The organism is Pseudomonas sp. NFX1, assembly GCF_051123555.1.
Classification (GTDB): domain Bacteria; phylum Pseudomonadota; class Gammaproteobacteria; order Pseudomonadales; family Pseudomonadaceae; genus Aquipseudomonas; species Aquipseudomonas capeferrum.
Genome location: NZ_CP169366.1, coordinates 5,104,173 through 5,123,628 on the forward strand (window position 1 = coordinate 5,104,173; position 19,456 = coordinate 5,123,628).

Here is a 19,456-nt window from a genome sequence, read left to right on the forward strand (position 1 = left end):
TAAGGAACAGCGGTGCTGCGGGCCGGATGCATGGGTGATGAGCTGCGGGGAGTTCTGCGTGTGAAGACAGCCTGCTTTCGCTCGCGACCTCTACATACCGGCCTGGTCCTGGTTGCCTTGAAGACAATGCAGGGACCTTGCCAGCTCCATTGGTTACCCGACTTTCATGTAATGCGCAAGACAGCTCGTCACTGAGCTGTCTGTAGGGCATTCAAGCAGATGAGATTAGAAAATGCGCTCTAAACCGTAGGCGGCTTGAGCTAGAGCATGAGTTTCACAACGGATTCGGCCGGATCGCGGGACTTTCCGGCCTGATGCAACGCGTCGAGGTACTCGGCCCACAGTTGCGCCTGGCGCAGGCACAGCTGTTCCAGGTACTCCCAGGTGAACAGGCCGCTGTCATGGCCGTCGTCGAAGGTCAGTTTCAGTGCATATTGGCCGGCGGGTTCGAGGCCGGCGAGGCCGACGTTGATCTTGCCGACTTGCAGGATGGGGTTGCCGTGGCCCTGGACCTCGGCGGAAGGCGAGTGCACGCGCAGGAATTCGGCGGGCAGGTGGTAGACCTCGTCTGGGCCGTAGGTCAGGCTCAAGGTCTTGGAGGCTTTGTGCAGGTTGATGGCGGTGGGCAGGCGGGCCATGGGCTGGATCTCTTCTGAGCTTCAAGCTGCAAGCTTCAAGCTTCAAGAAGTGATATTCAAGCCATCGCGGAAAAATCATGCCTCGCGGTGCTGCAAGCGACACTGAACAGCTTGTCGCTTGCAGCTCAAGGCTTGCCGCTTACAGGATGTAGCGCGACAGGTCTTCGTTCTGCGCCAGCTCACCCAGGTGACTGTTCACATACCCGGCATCGATCTGGATCGGCGCTTCGTCGTGCGTGCTGGCCAGGTCACCGGCACTGAACGACACCTCTTCGAGCAGGCGCTCGAGCAGGGTGTGCAGGCGGCGAGCACCGATGTTCTCGGTCTTCTCGTTGACCTGGTAGGCAATTTCGGCCAGGCGCTTGATACCGTCGGTGAGGAACTCGATGTTCAGCCCCTCGGTCTTGAGCAACGCCTGGTACTGCTCGGTCAGCGAAGCGTGCGGTTCTTGCAGGATGCGCTCGAAATCTTCCGGGGTCAGTGCCTTGAGTTCGACACGGATCGGCAGGCGGCCCTGCAGCTCGGGCACCAGGTCGCTCGGCTTGCTCAGGTGGAACGCACCCGAAGCGATGAACAGGATATGGTCGGTCTTGACCATGCCCAGTTTGGTGTTGACGGTGCAGCCTTCGATCAGCGGCAGCAGGTCACGCTGAACGCCCTCGCGGGACACATCGGCGCCGCCGACATTGCCGCGCTTGGCCACTTTGTCGATTTCGTCGATGAACACGATGCCGTGCTGTTCGACCGCTTCCAGGGCCTTGGCCTTGAGCTCTTCTTCGTTGACCAGGCGGCCCGCTTCTTCCTCGCGGACCATCTTCAGCGCTTCCTTGACCTTGAGCTTGCGCGCTTTGCGCTTGCCCTTGCCCATGTTGGCGAACAGGTTCTGCAGCTGGTTGGTCATCTCTTCCATGCCAGGCGGCGCGGCAATCTCGACGCCCACGGCATCCGCCACTTCGATCTCGATTTCCTTGTCGTCCAGCTGGCCTTCGCGCAGGCGCTTGCGGAACAGTTGGCGAGTGTTGGAATCGCTGCTGGTCTGCGCGGCTTCTTCGCTGAAGTTGGTAACCCGCGCCTGCGGCAGCAGGGCGTCGAGGATGCGGTCTTCGGCGGCGTCTTCGGCGCGGTGGCGCACGCGGATGATCTCCTGCTCGCGGAGCATCTTCAGCGCGGCATCGGCCAGGTCGCGGATGATCGATTCGACGTCACGGCCCACATAGCCGACTTCGGTGAACTTGGTCGCTTCGACCTTGATGAACGGCGCGTTGGCCAGCTTGGCCAGGCGGCGGGCGATTTCGGTCTTGCCGACACCGGTGGGGCCGATCATCAGGATGTTCTTCGGGGTCACCTCGGCACGCAGCTCGGCCGGCAGCTGCATGCGCCGCCAGCGGTTGCGCAGGGCGATGGCCACGGCGCGCTTGGCGTCGTCCTGGCCGATGATGTGGCGGTTCAGTTCGTGAACGATTTCGCGGGGGGTCATGGACATGATGAAAATGGTCCTCGAGCAGAGCAATCAGTGTGGAAAAGTCCCGCCGCGGGCGGGACGCCAAAACAACTGATCAGTCGGCCAGGTCCTGCTCCTCGATGGTCAGGTTATGGTTGGTGAACACGCAGATGTCACCAGCGATGTTCAGGGCAGTCTCGGCGATTTCGCGGGCCGAGAGGTCGGTCTTGTTCAGAAGGGCACGGGCTGCTGCCTGGGCGTAGGCGCCACCGGAACCCATGGCGATCAGGCCGTCTTCGGGTTCGACCACATCGCCGTTGCCGGTGATGATCAGCGAGGCGTCCTTGTTGGCCACGGCCAGCATGGCCTCCAGGCGGCTCAGGGAGCGGTCGGTGCGCCATTCCTTGGCCAGCTCGACGGCGGCACGGACCAGGTGGCCCTGGTGTTTTTCCAGTTGCCCTTCAAAACGCTCGAACAGGGTGAACGCATCGGCGGTGGCGCCGGCGAACCCGGCAATGACCTGGCCGTGGTACAGGCGACGGACCTTTTTGGCGTTGCCTTTCATCACGGTGTTGCCGAGGGAAACCTGGCCGTCGCCGCCCATGACGACTTTGCCGTTACGGCGGACAGAAACGATGGTGGTCAAGGGAGAGTCTCCACGCAGCGGGGCGAAAGTGCCTGATGCAGACTCATATGGGGGTGGGGGGAAGGATTTCAACCATTAGCGACCAGCTGCAAGCTGCAAGCTGCAAGAAAAAGCGCGTCGGCGCCATGCCTGCTTTTTCTTGTGGCTTGCAGCTTGAGGCTTACAGCTGGTGGTCAGGCTTCGTGGCAGACGTGCCCATCGACCAAGGTATAACGCACCGCCCCTGGCAGGCAGTGGCCGATGAACGGGCAGTTCTCGCCACGCGAGAGCCATTGCTCGCCGGCGACCGTTGAGGCTTTCGGGTCGAACAGCACCAAATCCGCTGCGCCACCGACCTTCAGCTCACCTGCCGGCAGGCGCATGGCGGCAGCCGGGCCGCTGCTCAGGCGCGCGAGCAAGGTCGGCAGGTCGAGCAAGCCGTCCTCGACCAGGGTCATGGCCAGTGGCAGCAGCACTTCGACGCTGCTGATACCAGGCTCCGTGGCACCGAACGGGGCCAGCTTGGCATCGCGCTCATGGGGCTGGTGATGGCTGGAAATCGCCTGGATCACGCCCGACTTGACCGCTGCGCGCAGGCCGTCACGGTCGGCGGCGGTGCGCAGCGGTGGCTGCACGTGGTACAGGCTGGAGAACTCGCGCAGCGACTGGTCGGTGAGAATCAGCTGATACAGCGCCACGTCGGCGGTAACCGGCAGGCCCAGCTCCTGCGCCTGGGCGATCAGCCGCGCGCCTCGGGCACTGGTGATCTGGGTGAAGTGCGCGCGCACGCCGGACTGTTCGACCAGCAACAGGTTGCGTGCCAGGGCCACCGTCTCGGCAGTCTCGGGGATGCCGGGCAGGCCGAGGAAGCTGGCCATTGCGCCCTCATGGGCCAGGCCGCCCTGGGACAGGTCACGGTCCTGGGAGTGGAACACCACGGTCAGGTCGAACGTGGCGGCGTACTCCAGGGCACGGGCCAGGGTGCGGTTGTTGGGGATTTCCTTGAGGCCATTGCCGAAGGCCACGCAACCGGTGTCGCGCAGGGCCACCAGCTCGGCCAGCTGTTCGCCTTCCAGGCCCTTGGTCAGGGCGCCGATCGGGTAGACCTTGCTGTTGCCGGCTTCGCGGGCGCGGTCGAGGATCAGCTCGGCCACGGCTGAGGTGTCCAGTACCGGTTTGGTCTGCGGTGGGCAGCACAGGCTGGTCACGCCACCGGCCACGGCGGCGCGGGTTTCGCTGGCGATGCTGCCCTTGCGGCTGTAGCCCGGCTCGCGCAGGGCCACGTCGAGGTCGACCAGGCCAGGTGCTGCGATCAGGCCCTCGGCCTGGATCGTGCGGCTGGCGCTGAAACCGGCCGGTGCCGCGCCGATCGCGGCAATGCGGCCGCCATCCAGGTGCAGGTCGGTGACCTGGTCCAGGCCGCTGTTGGGGTCGATGACCCGGGCGCCAAGAATGCTGATGCTCACAGGGCGTTCTCCTGGTCGAGTTGGCGTTGCGTGTTTTGCCCGCTCATGGCCATGGACAGCACGGCCATGCGCACGGCGATGCCGTACGTCACCTGGTTGAGGATCACCGAGTGCTTGCCGTCGGCCACCGCCGATTCGATCTCCACGCCCCGGTTGATCGGGCCAGGGTGCATGACGATGGCATCGGGCTTGGCGCCGGCCAGGCGCGCGGTGGTCAGGCCGAACAGGCGGTAGAACTCGCCCTCGCTGGGCAGCAGGCCGCCGGCCATGCGCTCACGCTGCAGGCGCAGCATGATCACCACATCGACGTCTTTGAGGCCTTCGGCGAGGTCGGTGTACACCTTCACGCCGTATTGCTCGATGCCGATCGGGATCAGGGTTTTCGGGCCGATCACGCGGATGTCCGGGCAGCCTAGCGCCTTGAGCGCGAGCATGTCGGACCGGGCCACGCGCGAATGCAGGATGTCGCCGACGATGGCCACGGAGAGGTTCTCGAAGCTGCCCTTGTGCCGGCGGATGGCCAGCATGTCGAGCATGCCCTGGGTCGGGTGCGCATGGCGGCCATCGCCGCCGTTGATCACGGCAACGTCGGGGCACACGTGTTCGGCGATGAAGTGCGCGGCGCCCGAGTCGGAATGGCGCACGACGAACATGTCGGCGGCCATCGCTTCCAGGTTGCGCAGGGTGTCGAACAGGGTTTCGCCCTTGCTGGTCGAGGAGGTCGACACGTTGAGGCTGATCACGTCGGCCGACAGGCGCTGCGCGGCCAGTTCGAAGGTGGTACGGGTGCGGGTCGAGTTTTCGAAGAACACGTTGCACACGGTCTTGCCGCGCAGCAACGGGACTTTTTTCACGGCCCGGGCACCGACTTCCAGGAAGGAGTCGGCGGTGTCGAGGATCTCGGTCAGCAGTTCGCGGGGCAAACCGTCGAGCGAGAGAAAGTGGCGCAGCTGGCCCTGATCATTGAGCTGCAGCGGGCGCTTGGCGTCGATTGGCGTCATCGCGGGGGACTCTTAAAGGGCGGAAGCGGAGGCGAGGTCCTGGCGCTCGAGGGCGAGCGGTGCGGGTCCGGTCAATTTTACCCGTTCATGGGCCGCCAGCGACAGGGTGGCACCGAGCACATTGGGACGAATCGGCAGTTCACCGGCGTCCAGGTCGAGCAGGCAGACCAGGGTGACGCTGGCCGGGCGGCCGTAATCGAACAGTTCGTTGAGCGCGGCGCGAATGGTGCGGCCGCTCATCAGCACGTCGTCGATCAGCACCAGGTGCTGGCCTTCGATTTCGAATGGCAGGTCGGACGGGCGCACCTGCGGGTGCAGGCCGTTCTGGCTGAAGTCATCACGGTAGAACGACACATCCAGCGTGCCCATGGGGCTGGTATCGCCCATTTCTTCCTGAAGCGCCTGGGCGACCCAGACGCCGCCCGTGCGGATGCCGATGAAGCGCGGCTCGGTGATAGCACGGCGGGCCAGGTGGGCGCGAAGGTCGACAGCCATCTGCCGGATCAGATCGGCGGGATTGGGTAGGCTCATTGCGTGCTCCTCGGGGGCCGCCGGCTTGGCCCGGCGGCAAAGATGATCAGGTGTTGGCCTCCAGCCAGCCTTGCAGCAGCAGGGCGGCGGCAATGGCGTCGACCGGGTTGTCGCGGTAGCTGCCGCGCTGGCCGCCTCGGCTCAGGCGTTCGCCCTTGGCCTCGAAGGTGGTCAGGCGTTCGTCGTGGGTGTGCACGGGCAGGTTGAAGCGGCCGTTCAGGCGCCGGGCGAACTTCTCGGCGCGCGCGCTCATTTCACTCGGCGTGCCGTCCATGTTCAGCGGCAGGCCGACGACGATGGCGTCGGGTTTCCATTCGGCGACCAGTTTTTCCACCTGGGCCCAGTCCGGCACACCGTTTTGCGCCTTCAGGGTGCACAGCTCGCGGGCTTGGCCCGTGATGACCTGGCCAACGGCCACGCCGATCTGTTTGGTGCCGTAGTCAAAGCCCAGCAGCAGGCGTAGTTCGGCCATCAGGCGTGGCCCGCCTGGCTGGTCAGCAGGCTGAGGTTGATGCCAAGGCTGGCGGCCGCGGCGTTCAGGCGCTGGTCGCTGGCAAAGCCGAAGATGATGTCGGCGTCGAACGGGCAGTTGAGCCAAGCATTGTCGGCCAGCTCCGCTTCCAGTTGGCCTGCTTCCCAGCCGGCGTAGCCCAGGGTGATCAGGCTGTTTTGCGGCCCGACGCCTTCGGCGATGGCAAACAGCACATCCTGCGAGGTGGACAACGACAGGCCCTGCAGCTCGACGGTGGCCTGGTAGGTGCATTCGCTGGAGTGCAGCACGAAACCGCGATCGGTCTGCACCGGGCCACCTTGGTAGATCGGCACGTGCAAGGTGCTGGCCGGCGGTTCGTCGTCCGGGCGCAACTGCTCGAGGATGTCGCCCAGGTTGAGCTCCTGCGGTCGGTTGACCACCAGGCCCATGGCGCCATTGGCGTTGTGCTCGACGATGTACGTGAGGGTCTGGGCAAAGTTCGGATCGGCCATGTGTGGCATGGCGATCAGGAACTGATGCTTGAGGTAGCTCGGGGCGAGGGTTTTCATGGGGGATAGTGTGGCGCCAGGTGGCGAGGCTGACAAGGTGGTTTGTGTCGCCTGTGCTTGCTCCGCGCAAGGGCCGGCACAGGCGTAAATCAATTACTGGACAACCGGTCCCCACGGGCAAACCGCCAGGTACGAATGATCTCCAGCCGGTCATATTCGGCCAGGTCGCCGGTAAAGGGCGCAAACGGCGCCGCCAGCCTGACGATGCGTTGCGCGGCCTGGTCCAGCACCGCTTGCCCGGACGATTCCAGCACCAGCACCTCGTAGAGCGAGCCATCGCGGTTGATCGACACCATCATGCGCAGGTTGCCGTAGATCTGCTGGCGCCGCGCTTCGTCGGGGTAATTCAGGTTGCCCACCCGTTCGACCTTCTTGCGCCACTCTTCCTTGTACCAGGCGCCCTTGTCGCGCATGGTCGAGGCCGCATTCAGGCGATGGATGCGCGGGCGCTTGGCGTACAACTGCTGTTCGTTGGACAGCTCCGCTTCAAGGCTGGCGATCTGGCTGGACAGCTGCGAGCTGTCAAAATCGGGCGTCGGCGTTGCCGGCTTTGGCTGCGCCTTGCTTTCCTTGGGCTTGGGCTCGACTTTATGAGGCTTGGCGGCCTGGGTCACCACCGCCGACTTCTCGGGCGTGGGCGGCGGCACCACTTCGGGCCTGGCCGCTGGTGGCGGCGTAACCTTGTTGATCTTGCTGTCCTGGAAGGGTGCGACCTCGGTGGTCTTGGGCACCGCCTTCTTCTCCAGGGTACCGCTGCCTTGCTGGTTGTCCTGGGCCTGGTAGTCAGCCTTCTCGGGCGCTTTCTCGCTTTTGAAGGTGGCCAGGGTGATGTCCATGGTGTGGCGGATTTCGGCAGGTTTGACCACGCTGAAGCCGACCCCAAGGATCAGCGCCAGGTGCACCAGGGCAGCCAGAAACAAGGTAAAGCCAAGCCGGTCCACCGGGCGAACGCGGGGTGGCAGCAGGTCGGAGGGGATGTCAGCGGGCAGCGTCATCAGGTATCCACAGTCAGCATCAAGCTACAAGCCGCAAGCCGCAAGGTAAGTGCAGATTGGTGCAGGCCGGCCTTTTCTTGCGGCTTGCAGCTTTCAGCTTGAAGCTCGCGGCAGAGCATCATACCCCACTCCAGGGTTTATGCCGCGCGTTGCCGGTCAGCGCGCCTTCAGCTGGCGATCAATGGCGTCCATCAATTGCCCGCCGATATCGGTGCCGAAGGCGTTGTCGATCTCGCGGATGCAGGTCGGGCTGGTGACGTTGATTTCGGTGAGGTAGTCGCCAATCACGTCCAGGCCGACGAACAGCAGGCCTTTCTCGCGCAAGGTCGGGCCGACCTGGGCTGCGATCCAGCGGTCACGCTCGCTCAGCGGGCGCGCTTCGCCACGGCCACCGGCGGCCAGGTTGCCACGGGTTTCGCCGCTGGCCGGGATGCGCGCCAGGCAGTAGGGCACTGGCTCGCCGTCGATCATCAGGATGCGCTTGTCGCCGTCCTTGATCGCCGGCAGGTAGGCTTGCGCCATGATCTGCTGTGCGCCCAGCGCGGTCAGGGTTTCGAGGATCACCGACAGGTTGGGGTCGCCGACCCGGTGGCGGAAGATCGAGGTACCGCCCATGCCGTCCAGCGGCTTGAGGATTACATCGCCATGCTGGGCGGTGAACTCACGAATGATGTCCGGGCGGCGGCTGACCAGCGTCGGTGGCGTGCACTGCGGGAACAGCGTGGCGAACAGCTTTTCGTTGCAGTCACGCAGGCTTTGCGGGCGGTTGACCACCAGCACGCCGTCGGCCTCGGCCTGCTCCAGCAGGTAGGTGCTGTAGACGAACTCCATGTCGAACGGTGGGTCCTTGCGCATCAGGATCACGTCCAGCTCGGCCAGAGTGCTGTCCTGCTCCTCGCCCAGTTCGTACCAGCGAGCCGGGTCGGCGAATACCTTCAGTGGGCGCATCCGCGCACGCGCCTTGCCTTCGCCCTGGTACAGGTCGCGCTGTTCCATGTAGAAAAGGCTCCAGCCGCGTGCCTGGGCGGCCAGCAGCATGGCCAGCGAACTGTCCTTCTTGTAGGAGATGGACGCGATGGGGTCCATGACAATGCCGAGGCGAACGCTCATGGGTGGTTCCTCTTGGCGGCGTGCAGCCGCGATGGATCGAAAGAAAAGTGGCTCAGGGTGGCGCCGGGAGCGCCGATGGTCAAGGGGCGCAGCAGATGGAATGGCCACCCGGAGTATGCTAAAAATGCAGCTGCAAGCCTTAAGCTACAAGCCTCAAGAAAAGAGCATTCATGCGCCGAGCCGCTGTTCTTGTAGCTTGTAGCTTGCAGTTTGCAGCTTCATTCCTATTGGTAGGCGTCTATGGAACAACCCCTGAAGGTGATGGTGATCGACGACTCACGCACGATCCGCCGTACCGCGCAGATGTTGCTCGGCGAAGCGGGTTGCGAGGTGATTACCGCCAGCGATGGCTTCGATGCCCTGTCCAAGATCGTCGACCACCAGCCACAGATCATCTTCGTTGATGTGCTGATGCCGCGCCTGGACGGTTACCAGACCTGCGCCGTGATCAAGCACAACAGTGCCTTCAAGGACATACCGGTGATCCTCCTGTCATCGCGCGACGGCCTGTTCGACAAGGCCCGCGGGCGGGTGGTGGGCTCCGACCAGTTCCTCACCAAGCCGTTCAGCAAGGAAGAACTGCTCGACGCGATCAGGGCCCATGTGCCCGGTTTTGCCGAACACCAACAACACGCACCCTGACCGCGTCCGCCATGGCGCGGTCTTTCTTTCCTGATGGGGAAACAGCATGGCCCGAGTTCTGATTGTCGACGACTCGCCGACAGAGATGTACAGATTGACCGAATGGCTGGAAAAGCACGGTTACGAGGTGCTCAAGGCCAACAACGGTGCCGACGGCGTGGCCCTGGCGCGTCAGGAAAAGCCCGACGCGGTGCTGATGGACATCGTCATGCCCGGCATGAACGGCTTCCAGGCCACCCGCCAGTTGAGCAAGGACTTGGAAACCAGTGCCATCCCGGTGATCGTGGTCACCACCAAGGACCAGGAAACCGACCGCATCTGGGCCACCCGCCAGGGCGCTCGCGACTTTTTGACCAAACCGGTCGAAGAGGACGCGCTGATCGCCAAGCTCAAAGCAGTGCTGGGGGCTTGACCACCCGCCCGCAGGGCGCGTCGCTGACCGCCTTCGAGTTGTTGCTGGACATCGACCGGCGCTGCCGCCTGCTGGTGGCGGACCAACCCCCGCAGGACACCCGCCTGCAGCAGTGGAGCGGGATCGGCTTTCGCATCGCCGGGCAGTGGTTCGTCGCGCCCATGGGCGAAGTCGCCGAAGTGCTGCGCGAGCCGCGCAGCAGCCGTGTGCCGGGGGTGCAACCCTGGGTCTGCGGGGTGGCCAACCTGCGCGGGCGGTTATTGCCGGTCATGGACCTGAGCAGTTTCTTCGGGCTCGGCCCGGCGGCGCCCGGCAAGCAGCGGCGGGTGCTGGTGCTCGACCACGAAGACCTGTTCGTCGGCCTGCTGGTGGACGAGGTGCTGGGCCTGCAGCACTTTGCCTTGAGCAGCCTGGAACTGTCGCCACCGCAGCCGTTGATCCGCGCGGCTGCCCGCTTCGTGCAGGGGCACTTCCCGCGTGAACGCAACTGGGCGATCTTCAGCCCCTTCGCCCTGGCCCAGGCGCCGGGCTTTCTCGATGTGGCGTTATAGGACCTGCGAACGTGAACAACCCCGCCACCCGTGCTACCGCAACGCCCATGGCTCCGCGCACGCGCAGCATCGCGCAGATCACCGTGCTGTTTCTGATCCTGATCCTGTCGATCATCCTGCTGTTCGCCAATTTTGCCTACCTGAGCACCCAGTCCAACTACGACAAGCAGTACATCGGCCATGCCGGCGAGCTTCGCGTGTTGTCCCAGCGCATTGCCAAGAACGCCACCGAGGCGGCGGCCGGCAAGGCCTTGGCGTTCAAGCTGCTGTCGGATGCACGCAACGATTTCGAACGGCGCTGGAGCTACCTGCGTGAAGGCGACAAGTCCACCGGCCTGCCGGCGGCGCCAGTCACGGTGCGCGATGAGATGGAGGCGGTGCGCCAGGACTGGGAGAACCTGCGCAAGAACACCGACACCATTCTGGCCAGCGAGCAGACGGTGTTGTCCCTGCACCAAGTGGCCGCGACCCTTGCCGAGACCGTGCCGCAATTGCAGGTCGAATACGAAAAAGTGGTCGAAATCCTGCTGCAGAGCGGCGCCCCGGCCAACCAGGTAGTCGTGGCCCAGCGCCAGTTGCTGCTGGCCGAACGTATCCTCGGCTCGGTCAATACCGTGCTGGCCGGTGATGACACCGCGGCCCAGGCCGCCGACGCTTTTGGCCGCGATGCCGGGCGCTTTGGCCAGGTGCTTGAGGGCATGCTCGGCGGCAACCCGGCCATCCAGGTGACCCGCGTCGAGGACGCCGATGCGCGGGCGCGGCTGGCCGAAATCGCCGAGCTGTTCCAGTTCGTCGCAGGCTCGGTTGACGAAATCCTCGAAACATCGCCTGAGCTGTTCCGCGTGCGCGAAGCGGCGGGCAACATCTTCAGCCTGTCGCAGACCCTGCTCGACGAGGCCTCGCACCTGGCCAACAGCTTCGAGAACCTGGCCGGCGGGCGCACCCTCGATACCGTCGGCGGCTACGCCCTGGGCCTGTTGGCGCTGGCCTCGATCATCCTGATCGGCCTGGTCATGGTGCGCACCACCAACCGGCAGTTGCGCGAGACGGCGGAAAAGAACGAACGCAACCAGCAGGCGATCATGCGCCTGCTCGACGAAATCGAAGAGCTGGCCGATGGCGACCTGACCGTGACCGTGTCGGTTACCGAGGACTTCACTGGCGCCATCGCCGACTCGATCAACTATTCGGTCGACCAGCTACGCGACCTGGTCGCCACCATCAACCACAGCGCCGTACAGGTGGCCGCTGCCGTGCAGGACACGCAGAACACCGCCCGCCAGCTGGCCAAGGCGTCCGAACACCAGGCCGAGCAGATCAGCGAGGCGTCCGAGGCGGTGGGCGACATGGTCGAGTCGATCGACCGGGTTTCGGCGCATGCCTACGAGTCGGCCAAGGTGGCCGAGCGCTCGGTGGCGATTGCCAACAAGGGCAACGAGGTGGTGCACAACACCATCAACGGCATGGACAACATTCGCGAGCAGATCCAGGACACCGCCAAACGGATCAAGCGCCTGGGTGAATCGTCCCAGGAGATCGGCGACATCGTCAGCCTGATCGACGACATTGCCGATCAGACCAATATCCTCGCCCTCAACGCGGCGATCCAGGCGTCGCTGGCCGGTGAAGCCGGGCGGGGCTTTGCGGTGGTTGCCGACGAGGTGCAGCGGCTGGCCGAACGGTCGTCGTCGGCCACGCGACAGATCGAAGCGCTGGTACGGACCATTCAGGCCGATACCAACGAGGCGGTGATCTCCATGGAGCAGACCACCGCCGAAGTGGTACGCGGCGCGCGCCTGGCCCAGGATGCCGGGGTGGCGCTGGCGGAAATCGAAGGGGTGTCACAGACCCTGGCCGAACTGATCCACAGTATTTCCGACGCGGCCCAGTTGCAGACGTCCTCTGCCGGGCAGATTTCCCACACCATGGCGGTCATCCAGCAGATCACCGCACAGACATCGGCAGGGTCCGGCGCCACGGCCGACAGCATCCGCCACCTGGCACGCATGGCCAGCGAAATGCGCCGGTCGGTCTCTGGTTTTACCCTGCCGGCACCCGCCGAGCCGCGCTGAGGAATGCCCATGGCTTCTGCTGCTGTAAGCCCCGAGCGCCACGAAACGGTAGCGCTGGCCTGGACCAAGGCCGCCATCCTCGACTGCCTGGGCCAGGCGCGACAGGCCCTGGAGCGCTTTGCCGGCGAGCCGGGCGACTTGTCCATGCTGGCGTTCGTGGTCGACAACCTGCACCAGGTGCACGGTTGCCTGCGCATGCTCGAACTGCGCGGCGCGACGCGCCTGGCCGAAGAGCTGGAGCTGTTCGCCCGGGCCTTGGCCGAGGGCCAGGTCAGCCCTCGGGGTGACTGCCTCGGGGCATTGTTCCGAGGCCTGGAGCAACTGCCGTCGTACCTGGAGCGGCTGCGCGGCGCCCGCCACGACCTGCCGTTGGTGATGCTGCCGTTGCTCAACCAACTGCGCGCCTGCCGTGGCGTGGAGCCCCTGGCCCAGGCCAGCCTGATCAGCGGTACGGCGCAGCGCTTTGCCGGTTCCGACGACCTGGCCAACCTCGACCTGTCGCTGGGCAACTGGCGGGAGCAGATGCAGGCCGGGCCCGGTCGCGATGCCTTGCGCTCGGTGGTGAGCGCGCTGTGCGACGACCTGATGCGTATCAAGGAACGCCTGGACCAGTTCGTGCGTGGCGACCTGCCGCACAGTGAACAATCGCAAGCCTTGCTCGCCCCCTTGCGCCATGTCGCCGACACCCTGGCGGTACTGGGCTTCCAGCAGCCGCGGCGGGTGATCATCGACCAGGTGCTGGCGCTGCAGGCCCTGGCACCGGGCGAGGGCTCGGTGGATGACGCGGTATTGATGGATGTGGCGGGTGCCCTGTTGTATGTGGAGGCGACGCTCAATGGCATGGTCGGCCCGCTGGAAGAAAGCGGCCAGGGCGGCATGCCGGGCTCGGACCTGGCCGAGATCCGCCAGTTGGTACTGAGCGAGTCGCTGGCGGTCTTGCAGCAGGCCAAGGACTTGATCGGTGATTGCCTGGAGTCCGATTGGCCGCGGCAACGCCTGCAACCGCTGCCGGGGTTGCTGCAGCAAGTGCGCGGGGCGTTGGCGATGCTGATGCTGCCCGGGCCAGCCGAGGTCTTTGCCGGGTGCGCGAGCTACGTGCAGCGCTGGTTGCAGCACCTGGACGTCGAACCACCGGCCGATGAGCTGGCACACCTGGCCGACGCCCTGAGCGCCGCCGAGTGCTATCTGCAGTGGCGGGTGGCCGACCCGTTGGCCGATGGCCAGCCCTTCATCGACATGGCGCGTGTCAGCCTGGCGGCACTGGGCGTGACGTGCCTGGTCAGCGAAACCGGCCTCGACCTGGACGACAACGGCGACGGCATCGATGACGAGCTGCGCGAAGTGTTCCTGGAAGAAGCGGGTGAGCTGCTGCCGGAAATCGAACGCCACTGGTTGCGCTGGCGTGCCGACAACCAGCAGCGCGATGCCTTGCTGGAGGTGCGCCGCGCGCTGCATACGCTCAAGGGCAGCGGCCGAATGGTGCATGCCGAGGCGGTGGCGGAACTGGCCTGGGGCGCGGAGCACTTGCTCAACCGCATGCTCGAAGGCCGTATCGTGCTTACCCCGGAAGGGGTGGTGGCCTTGCAGCAGGCGTTCGTGCACCTGCCGGACCTGTTGTCCGACTTTGCCGCCGGGCAGTTGCCGCAACTGACCGAAATCGAGCAACTGGCCGGGCATCTGCACGCGCTGGCCGAAAACGATGCGCCACCCGCCGCTGACATCGATGGCCTCGACCCACAATTGCTGGATATCTTCCGCAACGAGGCGCACGGCCATCTGGCCAGCCTTGAGGCATTTTTGCAGGGCGCCGAGGGCCAGGACACGCCGGTCAGCGACAGCCTGCAGCGCGCCCTGCATACGCTCAAGGGCAGCGCTGCGATGGCCGGGGTGATGCCGGTCGCCGAGCTGGCCACCGCGTTCGACCGCCTGGCGCGCGAGTACAAGGGCCACCAGTTGCCCCTGCAAGTGGCCGAGCTCGAATGGCTGGAAGCGGGGCGTTCACTGTTCCACTTGGGGCTGGCGCAACTGGACAGCACGCCGCTGGCGGCCATCCCCGGCGCTGGCGATTTGATCGAGCAGGTCGGCCAGGCGGTGGATGTGCGCCTGGCCAGCCTGCATGAAGATGCCCAGCATGCGCGACGCAGCAAGCGCGACCCGCAGCAGACCGCCAGCTTCCTGGCCCAGGCCATGGACATTCTGCTCGACGCCGAGTCGTTGCTGTCGCGCTGGCAGGAGCAGCCGGGCCAACGCGGGCCCCTGGATACTCTGCTCGATGAGCTGACCAGCCTTGGTCATGCGGCGCACCTGGCCGACCTGTGGCAGATGGACGACGTCTGCGAGGCCCTGCTCGATGTCTATGGCGCCGTGGAGGAGGGCAGCCTGGCCGCCGACCCGCGCTTTTTCGCCCACGCGCAGTCGGGCCACGAAGCCTTGCTCGACATGCTCGACGAAGTGGCCGCAGGGCAAGAGATTTCGCCCCGGCCAGCACTGGTCGACAGCTTGCGCAGCCTGCTGGCGCAGGCCCTGGCCCCGGACGCCACCGGCCTGGTAGGTATCGATTCGGTCACGCCGCTGCACCCCGACATGGAGCTTGGCGTGGGGCTGTCGCGTCCTGCGTTGATGCCGGCTGCTGGCGACCTGTCGGCCGAGGAGCCTGACAGCCCAGGCGACAAGGAGCTGCTGGACGTCTTCCTGGAGGAAAGCTCGGACATCGTCGAGAGCGCCGCTGCGGCCTTGGCGCGCTGGCAGGCTGACCCGCGCAACAGCGTCGAGGTGGAAAACCTGCTGCGCGACCTGCACACCCTCAAAGGGGGCGCGCGCATGGTCGAGATCGCCGCCATCGGCGACCTGGCCCACGAACTGGAATTTCTATACGAACTGCTCGCCGCCGGCCGCCTGCCGCCGAGCCCGCCCCTGTTTGCCCTGTTACAGAATTGCCATGACCGCCTGGCGCACATGCTCGATGCCGTGCGCCTGGGGCAGCCGCTGCACGCGGCCACGGCGCTGATCGACTACATCCGCAACTTCAGCAGCGCTGCCCTGACCGACAGCGCTGCGGGCCAGGGGCCGCAGGAGGCCGCAGCCCTCGAGGCGCCGGTGGCGGCACCGGAGCGGGTGGCGGGGGACATGGTCAAGGTCGATGCCGAACTGCTCGACGACCTGGGCAACCTGGCCGGTGAGCATTCGGTCATCCGTGGCCGCATCGAGCAGCAGGTCAACGATGCCCAATTCACCCTCAACGAAATGGAAACCACCCTGGAGCGCATGCGCGACCAGCTGCTGCGCCTGGACGTCGAGACCCAGGGGCGAATCTCCAGCCGGCAGGCGTTCGAGGGTGACGCCTACGACGACTTCGACCCGCTGGAAATGGACCGCCACTCGCAGTTGCAGCAGCTGTCACGGGCTTTGTTCGAGTCGGCGTCCGACCTGCTCGACCTGAAGGAAACCCTGGCCCAGCGGGCACAGGAGGCCTACAGCCTGTTGCAGCAGCAGGCGCGGGTGAACAGCCAGTTGCAAGAAGGCCTGACCGCGACCTTGATGGTGCCGTTCGAACGCTTGGTGCCGCGCTTGCAGCGCGTGGTGCGCCAGGTTGCCAGTGAGCTGGGCAAGCAGGTCGAGCTGGTGGTCGGCAATGCCGAGGGCGAGCTGGACCGCAGCGTGCTCGAACGCATGGTGGCGCCCCTGGAACACATGCTGCGCAACGCCGTCGACCATGGCCTGGAAGGCCGCGAAGCGCGCCTGGCGGCGGGCAAGCCCGAGCACGGCACGATCCACCTGAACCTGTTGCACGAGGGCGCCGACATTGTCATCGAGATGACCGACGACGGCGCCGGCGTGCCGTTGGAGGCGGTGCGGCGCAAGGCGATCAAGCGTGGCCTGCTGGACCCGCAGGCGCACTTGAGCGACCACGAGGTGTTGCAGTTCATTCTGCGCCCGGGTTTCTCCACCGCCGAGAAGATCACCCAGATCTCCGGGCGTGGCCTGGGCATGGACGTGGTGCACGAAGAGGTCAAGCAATTGGGCGGTTCGATGACCATCGAGTCGGCCCAGGGCAAGGGCGCGCGCTTTTTGATCCGGCTGCCTTTCACCGTGTCGATCAACCGTGCGCTGATGGTGCATTTGGGCGAGGACCAATACGCGATCCCGCTCAATACCATCGAGGGCATCGTCCGCGTACCACCAGCGGAACTGGCGGCCTGTTACCAGCTGGATACCCCGCAGTACGTCTACGCGGGCCACACCTACGCTTTGCGCTACCTGGGTGAGCTGCTGCAAGGGTTGCCGCGGCCCAGCCTGCTTGGCCAGAGCGTGCCGCTGCCAGTGCTGCTGGTGCATTCCCAGGAGCAGTCGTTCGCGATCCAGGCCGACAGCCTGTCGCCTAGCCGCGAGATCGTGGTGAAAAGCCTCGGCCCCCAATTCGCCGCGGTTGCCGGGTTGTCTGGTGCGACCTTGCTGGGTGACGGCCGGGTGGTGCTGATTCTCGACCTGCTTGGCCAGTTGCGTGGCCAGCAAAGACGCCTGGCGCGCCTGCCGGGTGGTGGCGACGCGCAGCGCCAGCTGTTCGGCCCGGCGCCGCGACGGGCACTGCTGGTGATGGTGGTGGACGATTCGGTGACGGTACGCAAGGTCACCAGCCGGCTGCTGGAGCGTCATGGCATGAGCGTACTGACGGCCAAGGACGGCGTCGATGCCATGGCGCAGCTGGAAGAGCATCGCCCCGATGTGTTGCTGCTGGATATCGAGATGCCGCGCATGGACGGTTTCGAGGTGGCCACGCGCATCCGCCGTGACGAGCGCCTGAAGGGCTTGCCGATCATCATGATTACCTCACGCACAGGGCAGAAGCACCGCGACCGTGCCATGGCCATCGGTGTCAACGAGTACCTGGGCAAGCCTTATCAAGAGTCTGTGTTGTTGCAGAGCATCGCCCATTGGAGCCAGGCCCATGCTTGAACTTATCTCCGGCCAGCGCAGCAGCCTGACCGGCCTGTTGCTGCCCTTGGGCGACCGGACTTTGGTCTTGCCCAATGTTGCCGTGGCCGAACTGATCGCCCAGCGCAACCTGCTGTGTCAGCGTGGCGAGCCTGCCTGGCACCTGGGCTGGATCGACTGGCGCCAGCAACGGTTGCCGCTGATCGGTTTCGAGGCGGCGTGCGGGGGGGATACCCCGTGTGGTGAGCGGGCGCGTATCGTGGTGCTCAATGCGCTGGGGGATACCGGGCTGCGTTACCTGGCGGTACTGCTGCAGGACATCCCGCGTTCGTGCAAGCTCGACAGCCAGCTCAATTACGTGGACGTGGCGCTGGGCAGCCTGGAGCTGGCAGCGGTGCAGGTGGGCGAGCAGGTGGCGCGGGTGCCGGACCTGGTGGCGCTGGAGCGCTTGGTGCGTGACGCGCAATTGCAACCTGAGGCTGGATAATAGGGCGTTTGATCGGACCTCTTCGCGGCGCAAGCCCGCGCCCACAGGCACAGCGTTTTGTCCAACCTGTGGTAGTGGGCTTGCCCCGCGAAGAGGGACGAACGGAGTACCTCAGGAACCCAGCCCGCCAAAGGAGGTCTGTGTTTGCATGTATTACGGTGAACGCTTCAACGCCTGGACCCACCTGGTAGGTGCCGTCCTGGCCTGCATAGGTGCCATCTGGCTGATCGTCGTCGCGGGCCTGCAGGGCGACCCCTGGAAGATCGTCAGTTTCTCCATCTACGGCGGCACGCTGCTGCTGCTGTACAGCATCTCCACCCTCTACCACAGCACGCGCGGGCGGGCGAAGGTGATCATGCGCAAGCTCGATCACCTGTCCATCTACCTGCTGATCGCCGGCAGCTATACGCCATTCTGCCTGGTCAGCTTGCGCGGGCCTTGGGGCTGGAGCCTGTTTGGAGTGGTCTGGGGGCTGGCAGTGATCGGTATGCTGCAGGAGATCAAGCCCCGCTCCGAGGCGCGAATCTTGTCGATCATCATCTATGCAGTGATGGGCTGGATCGTCCTGGTGGCGGTCGACCCGCTGCTGCGCAGCCTCGGCACCGCCGGCTTCGCCTGGCTGGCGGCCGGCGGCGTGTTCTACACGGTGGGCATCATCTTCTTTGCCTTCGACAGCCGTTTTCGACACTGGCACGGCATCTGGCACCTGTTCGTGATCGCCGGCAGTGTGATGCACTTCATTGCCGTGTCGTTCTACGTGCGCTAGGCGCTGGGTTAAAAGTCGCCCCACAACTGCTGTGCCACCGACAACGCCACCACTGGCGCTGTTTCGGTGCGCAGCACGCGTGGGCCGAGGCGGGCGGCGTGGAAGCCGGCGGCCTTGGCCTGGTCGACTTCGGCGTCGTTCAGGCCACCTTCAGGGCCAATCAAGAAGGCCAGGCGTGAAGGCGTGGCGTGGCTGGTCAGCGGTTCGGCCACCGGGTGCAGGACCAGTTTCAGGTCGGCCTCGGTGTGTTTGACCCATTCGGCCAGTGTCACTGGCGAGTGAATTACCGGCACGCTCGACCGGCCGCACTGTTCGCAAGCACTGATGGCCACCTGGCGCCAGTGGGCCAGGCGTTTGTCGGCGCGTTCGTCTTTCAGGCGGACTTCACAGCGTTCGCTGACGATCGGGGTAATTTCATTGGCGCCCAGTTCGGTGGCCTTCTGGATCGCCCAATCCATCCGTTCGCCACGGGACAAGCCCTGGCCGAGGTGGATGTGCAGCGGCGATTCGGCCTGGCCGGCAAGGGCCTGGTCCAGTGCTACACGCACGGTTTTCTTGCCGACTTCGAGCAGCTGGCCGCGAAACTCCTGGCCGCTGCCGTCGAACAGTTGCACGGCATCGCCCGGGGCCATGCGCAGCACGCGGCCGATGTAATGGGCCTGGGCCTCGGGCAAGTCATGCTCGCCAAGGCTCAGGGGGGCGTCGATGAAGAAGCGGGACAGTCTCATGGTTAAGCTCAGAAAGTG

General features: G+C 65.2%; 18 protein-coding genes. 7 read left to right on the forward strand and 11 right to left on the reverse strand.

Annotated features, from left to right (window positions below):
- Positions 1–260: 260 nt before the first annotated feature.
- From DJ563_RS22960 to gshB, 10 genes are all read right to left on the reverse strand, one after another.
- On the reverse strand, positions 261–638 hold the full coding sequence (locus tag DJ563_RS22960; protein WP_033701921.1) for a gamma-butyrobetaine hydroxylase-like domain-containing protein: 378 nt from the start codon (positions 636–638) through the stop codon (positions 261–263).
- Positions 639–777: 139 nt separating this feature from the next.
- Positions 778–2,121, reverse strand: coding sequence for an ATP-dependent protease ATPase subunit HslU (gene hslU, locus DJ563_RS22965; RefSeq protein ID WP_033701920.1), 1,344 nt, complete (start codon positions 2,119–2,121; stop codon positions 778–780).
- A gap of 73 nt (positions 2,122–2,194) precedes the next feature.
- Positions 2,195–2,725 (reverse strand): ATP-dependent protease subunit HslV, encoded by a 531-nt coding sequence (gene hslV, locus DJ563_RS22970; RefSeq protein WP_003249309.1) that lies wholly within the window; start codon positions 2,723–2,725, stop codon positions 2,195–2,197.
- Between the two features lie 173 nt (positions 2,726–2,898).
- Complete coding sequence (locus DJ563_RS22975; protein ID WP_162525079.1) at positions 2,899–4,170, reverse strand: dihydroorotase; 1,272 nt, start codon at positions 4,168–4,170, stop codon at positions 2,899–2,901.
- Positions 4,167–5,171: an aspartate carbamoyltransferase catalytic subunit gene (locus DJ563_RS22980; protein ID WP_033701918.1), complete on the reverse strand. Its 1,005-nt coding sequence runs from the start codon at positions 5,169–5,171 to the stop codon at positions 4,167–4,169. Before DJ563_RS22980 ends, DJ563_RS22975 begins: the two co-directional genes overlap by 4 nt.
- A gap of 12 nt (positions 5,172–5,183) precedes the next feature.
- Positions 5,184–5,702 carry a bifunctional pyr operon transcriptional regulator/uracil phosphoribosyltransferase PyrR gene (gene pyrR / locus DJ563_RS22985; protein ID WP_033701917.1) on the reverse strand — a complete coding sequence of 173 codons (519 nt, stop codon included), beginning with the start codon at positions 5,700–5,702 and terminating at the stop codon, positions 5,184–5,186.
- 46 nt (positions 5,703–5,748) lie between these two features.
- Complete coding sequence (ruvX, locus tag DJ563_RS22990; protein WP_033701916.1) at positions 5,749–6,174, reverse strand: Holliday junction resolvase RuvX; 426 nt, start codon at positions 6,172–6,174, stop codon at positions 5,749–5,751.
- A complete protein-coding gene (locus tag DJ563_RS22995; RefSeq protein WP_434518386.1) occupies positions 6,174–6,743 on the reverse strand; it encodes a YqgE/AlgH family protein in 570 nt (189 codons plus the stop codon). The genes ruvX and DJ563_RS22995 overlap by 1 nt, the downstream gene beginning before the upstream one ends.
- Positions 6,744–6,832: 89 nt before the next feature.
- A complete protein-coding gene (locus tag DJ563_RS23000; protein ID WP_033701914.1) occupies positions 6,833–7,738 on the reverse strand; it encodes an energy transducer TonB in 906 nt (301 codons plus the stop codon).
- A 156-nt stretch (positions 7,739–7,894) separates the two neighbouring features.
- Entirely contained in the window at positions 7,895–8,848 is a 954-nt protein-coding gene (gene gshB, locus DJ563_RS23005; RefSeq protein ID WP_434518387.1) for a glutathione synthase, read from the reverse strand.
- 240 nt (positions 8,849–9,088) lie between these two features.
- On the opposite strand from gshB, the gene DJ563_RS23010 reads away from it, so the two are divergent.
- From DJ563_RS23010 to trhA, 7 genes are all read left to right on the forward strand, one after another.
- Positions 9,089–9,490 (forward strand): response regulator, encoded by a 402-nt coding sequence (locus DJ563_RS23010; RefSeq protein WP_033701912.1) that lies wholly within the window; start codon positions 9,089–9,091, stop codon positions 9,488–9,490.
- A 46-nt stretch (positions 9,491–9,536) separates the two neighbouring features.
- Entirely contained in the window at positions 9,537–9,902 is a 366-nt protein-coding gene (pilH, locus tag DJ563_RS23015; RefSeq protein WP_186652859.1) for a twitching motility response regulator PilH, read from the forward strand.
- On the forward strand, positions 9,899–10,453 hold the full coding sequence (locus DJ563_RS23020; RefSeq protein ID WP_033701910.1) for a chemotaxis protein CheW: 555 nt from the start codon (positions 9,899–9,901) through the stop codon (positions 10,451–10,453). The genes pilH and DJ563_RS23020 overlap by 4 nt, the downstream gene beginning before the upstream one ends.
- Positions 10,454–10,500: 47 nt before the next feature.
- On the forward strand, positions 10,501–12,525 hold the full coding sequence (locus tag DJ563_RS23025; RefSeq protein WP_156310511.1) for a methyl-accepting chemotaxis protein: 2,025 nt from the start codon (positions 10,501–10,503) through the stop codon (positions 12,523–12,525).
- A 9-nt stretch (positions 12,526–12,534) separates the two neighbouring features.
- Complete coding sequence (locus DJ563_RS23030; protein ID WP_434518388.1) at positions 12,535–17,478, forward strand: Hpt domain-containing protein; 4,944 nt, start codon at positions 12,535–12,537, stop codon at positions 17,476–17,478.
- Positions 17,471–17,944, forward strand: a complete 474-nt coding sequence (locus DJ563_RS23035) for a chemotaxis protein CheW (RefSeq protein WP_274097400.1) — start codon at positions 17,471–17,473, stop codon at positions 17,942–17,944. Before DJ563_RS23030 ends, DJ563_RS23035 begins: the two co-directional genes overlap by 8 nt.
- 148 nt (positions 17,945–18,092) lie before the next feature.
- Positions 18,093–18,710: a PAQR family membrane homeostasis protein TrhA gene (gene trhA, locus DJ563_RS23040; protein ID WP_274097399.1), complete on the forward strand. Its 618-nt coding sequence runs from the start codon at positions 18,093–18,095 to the stop codon at positions 18,708–18,710.
- An 8-nt stretch (positions 18,711–18,718) separates the two neighbouring features.
- Here the strand turns inward: trhA and DJ563_RS23045 are convergent, their stop codons facing one another.
- Positions 18,719–19,438, reverse strand: a complete 720-nt coding sequence (locus DJ563_RS23045; protein WP_434518389.1) for a 16S rRNA (uracil(1498)-N(3))-methyltransferase — start codon at positions 19,436–19,438, stop codon at positions 18,719–18,721.
- Positions 19,439–19,456: the final 18 nt, after the last annotated feature.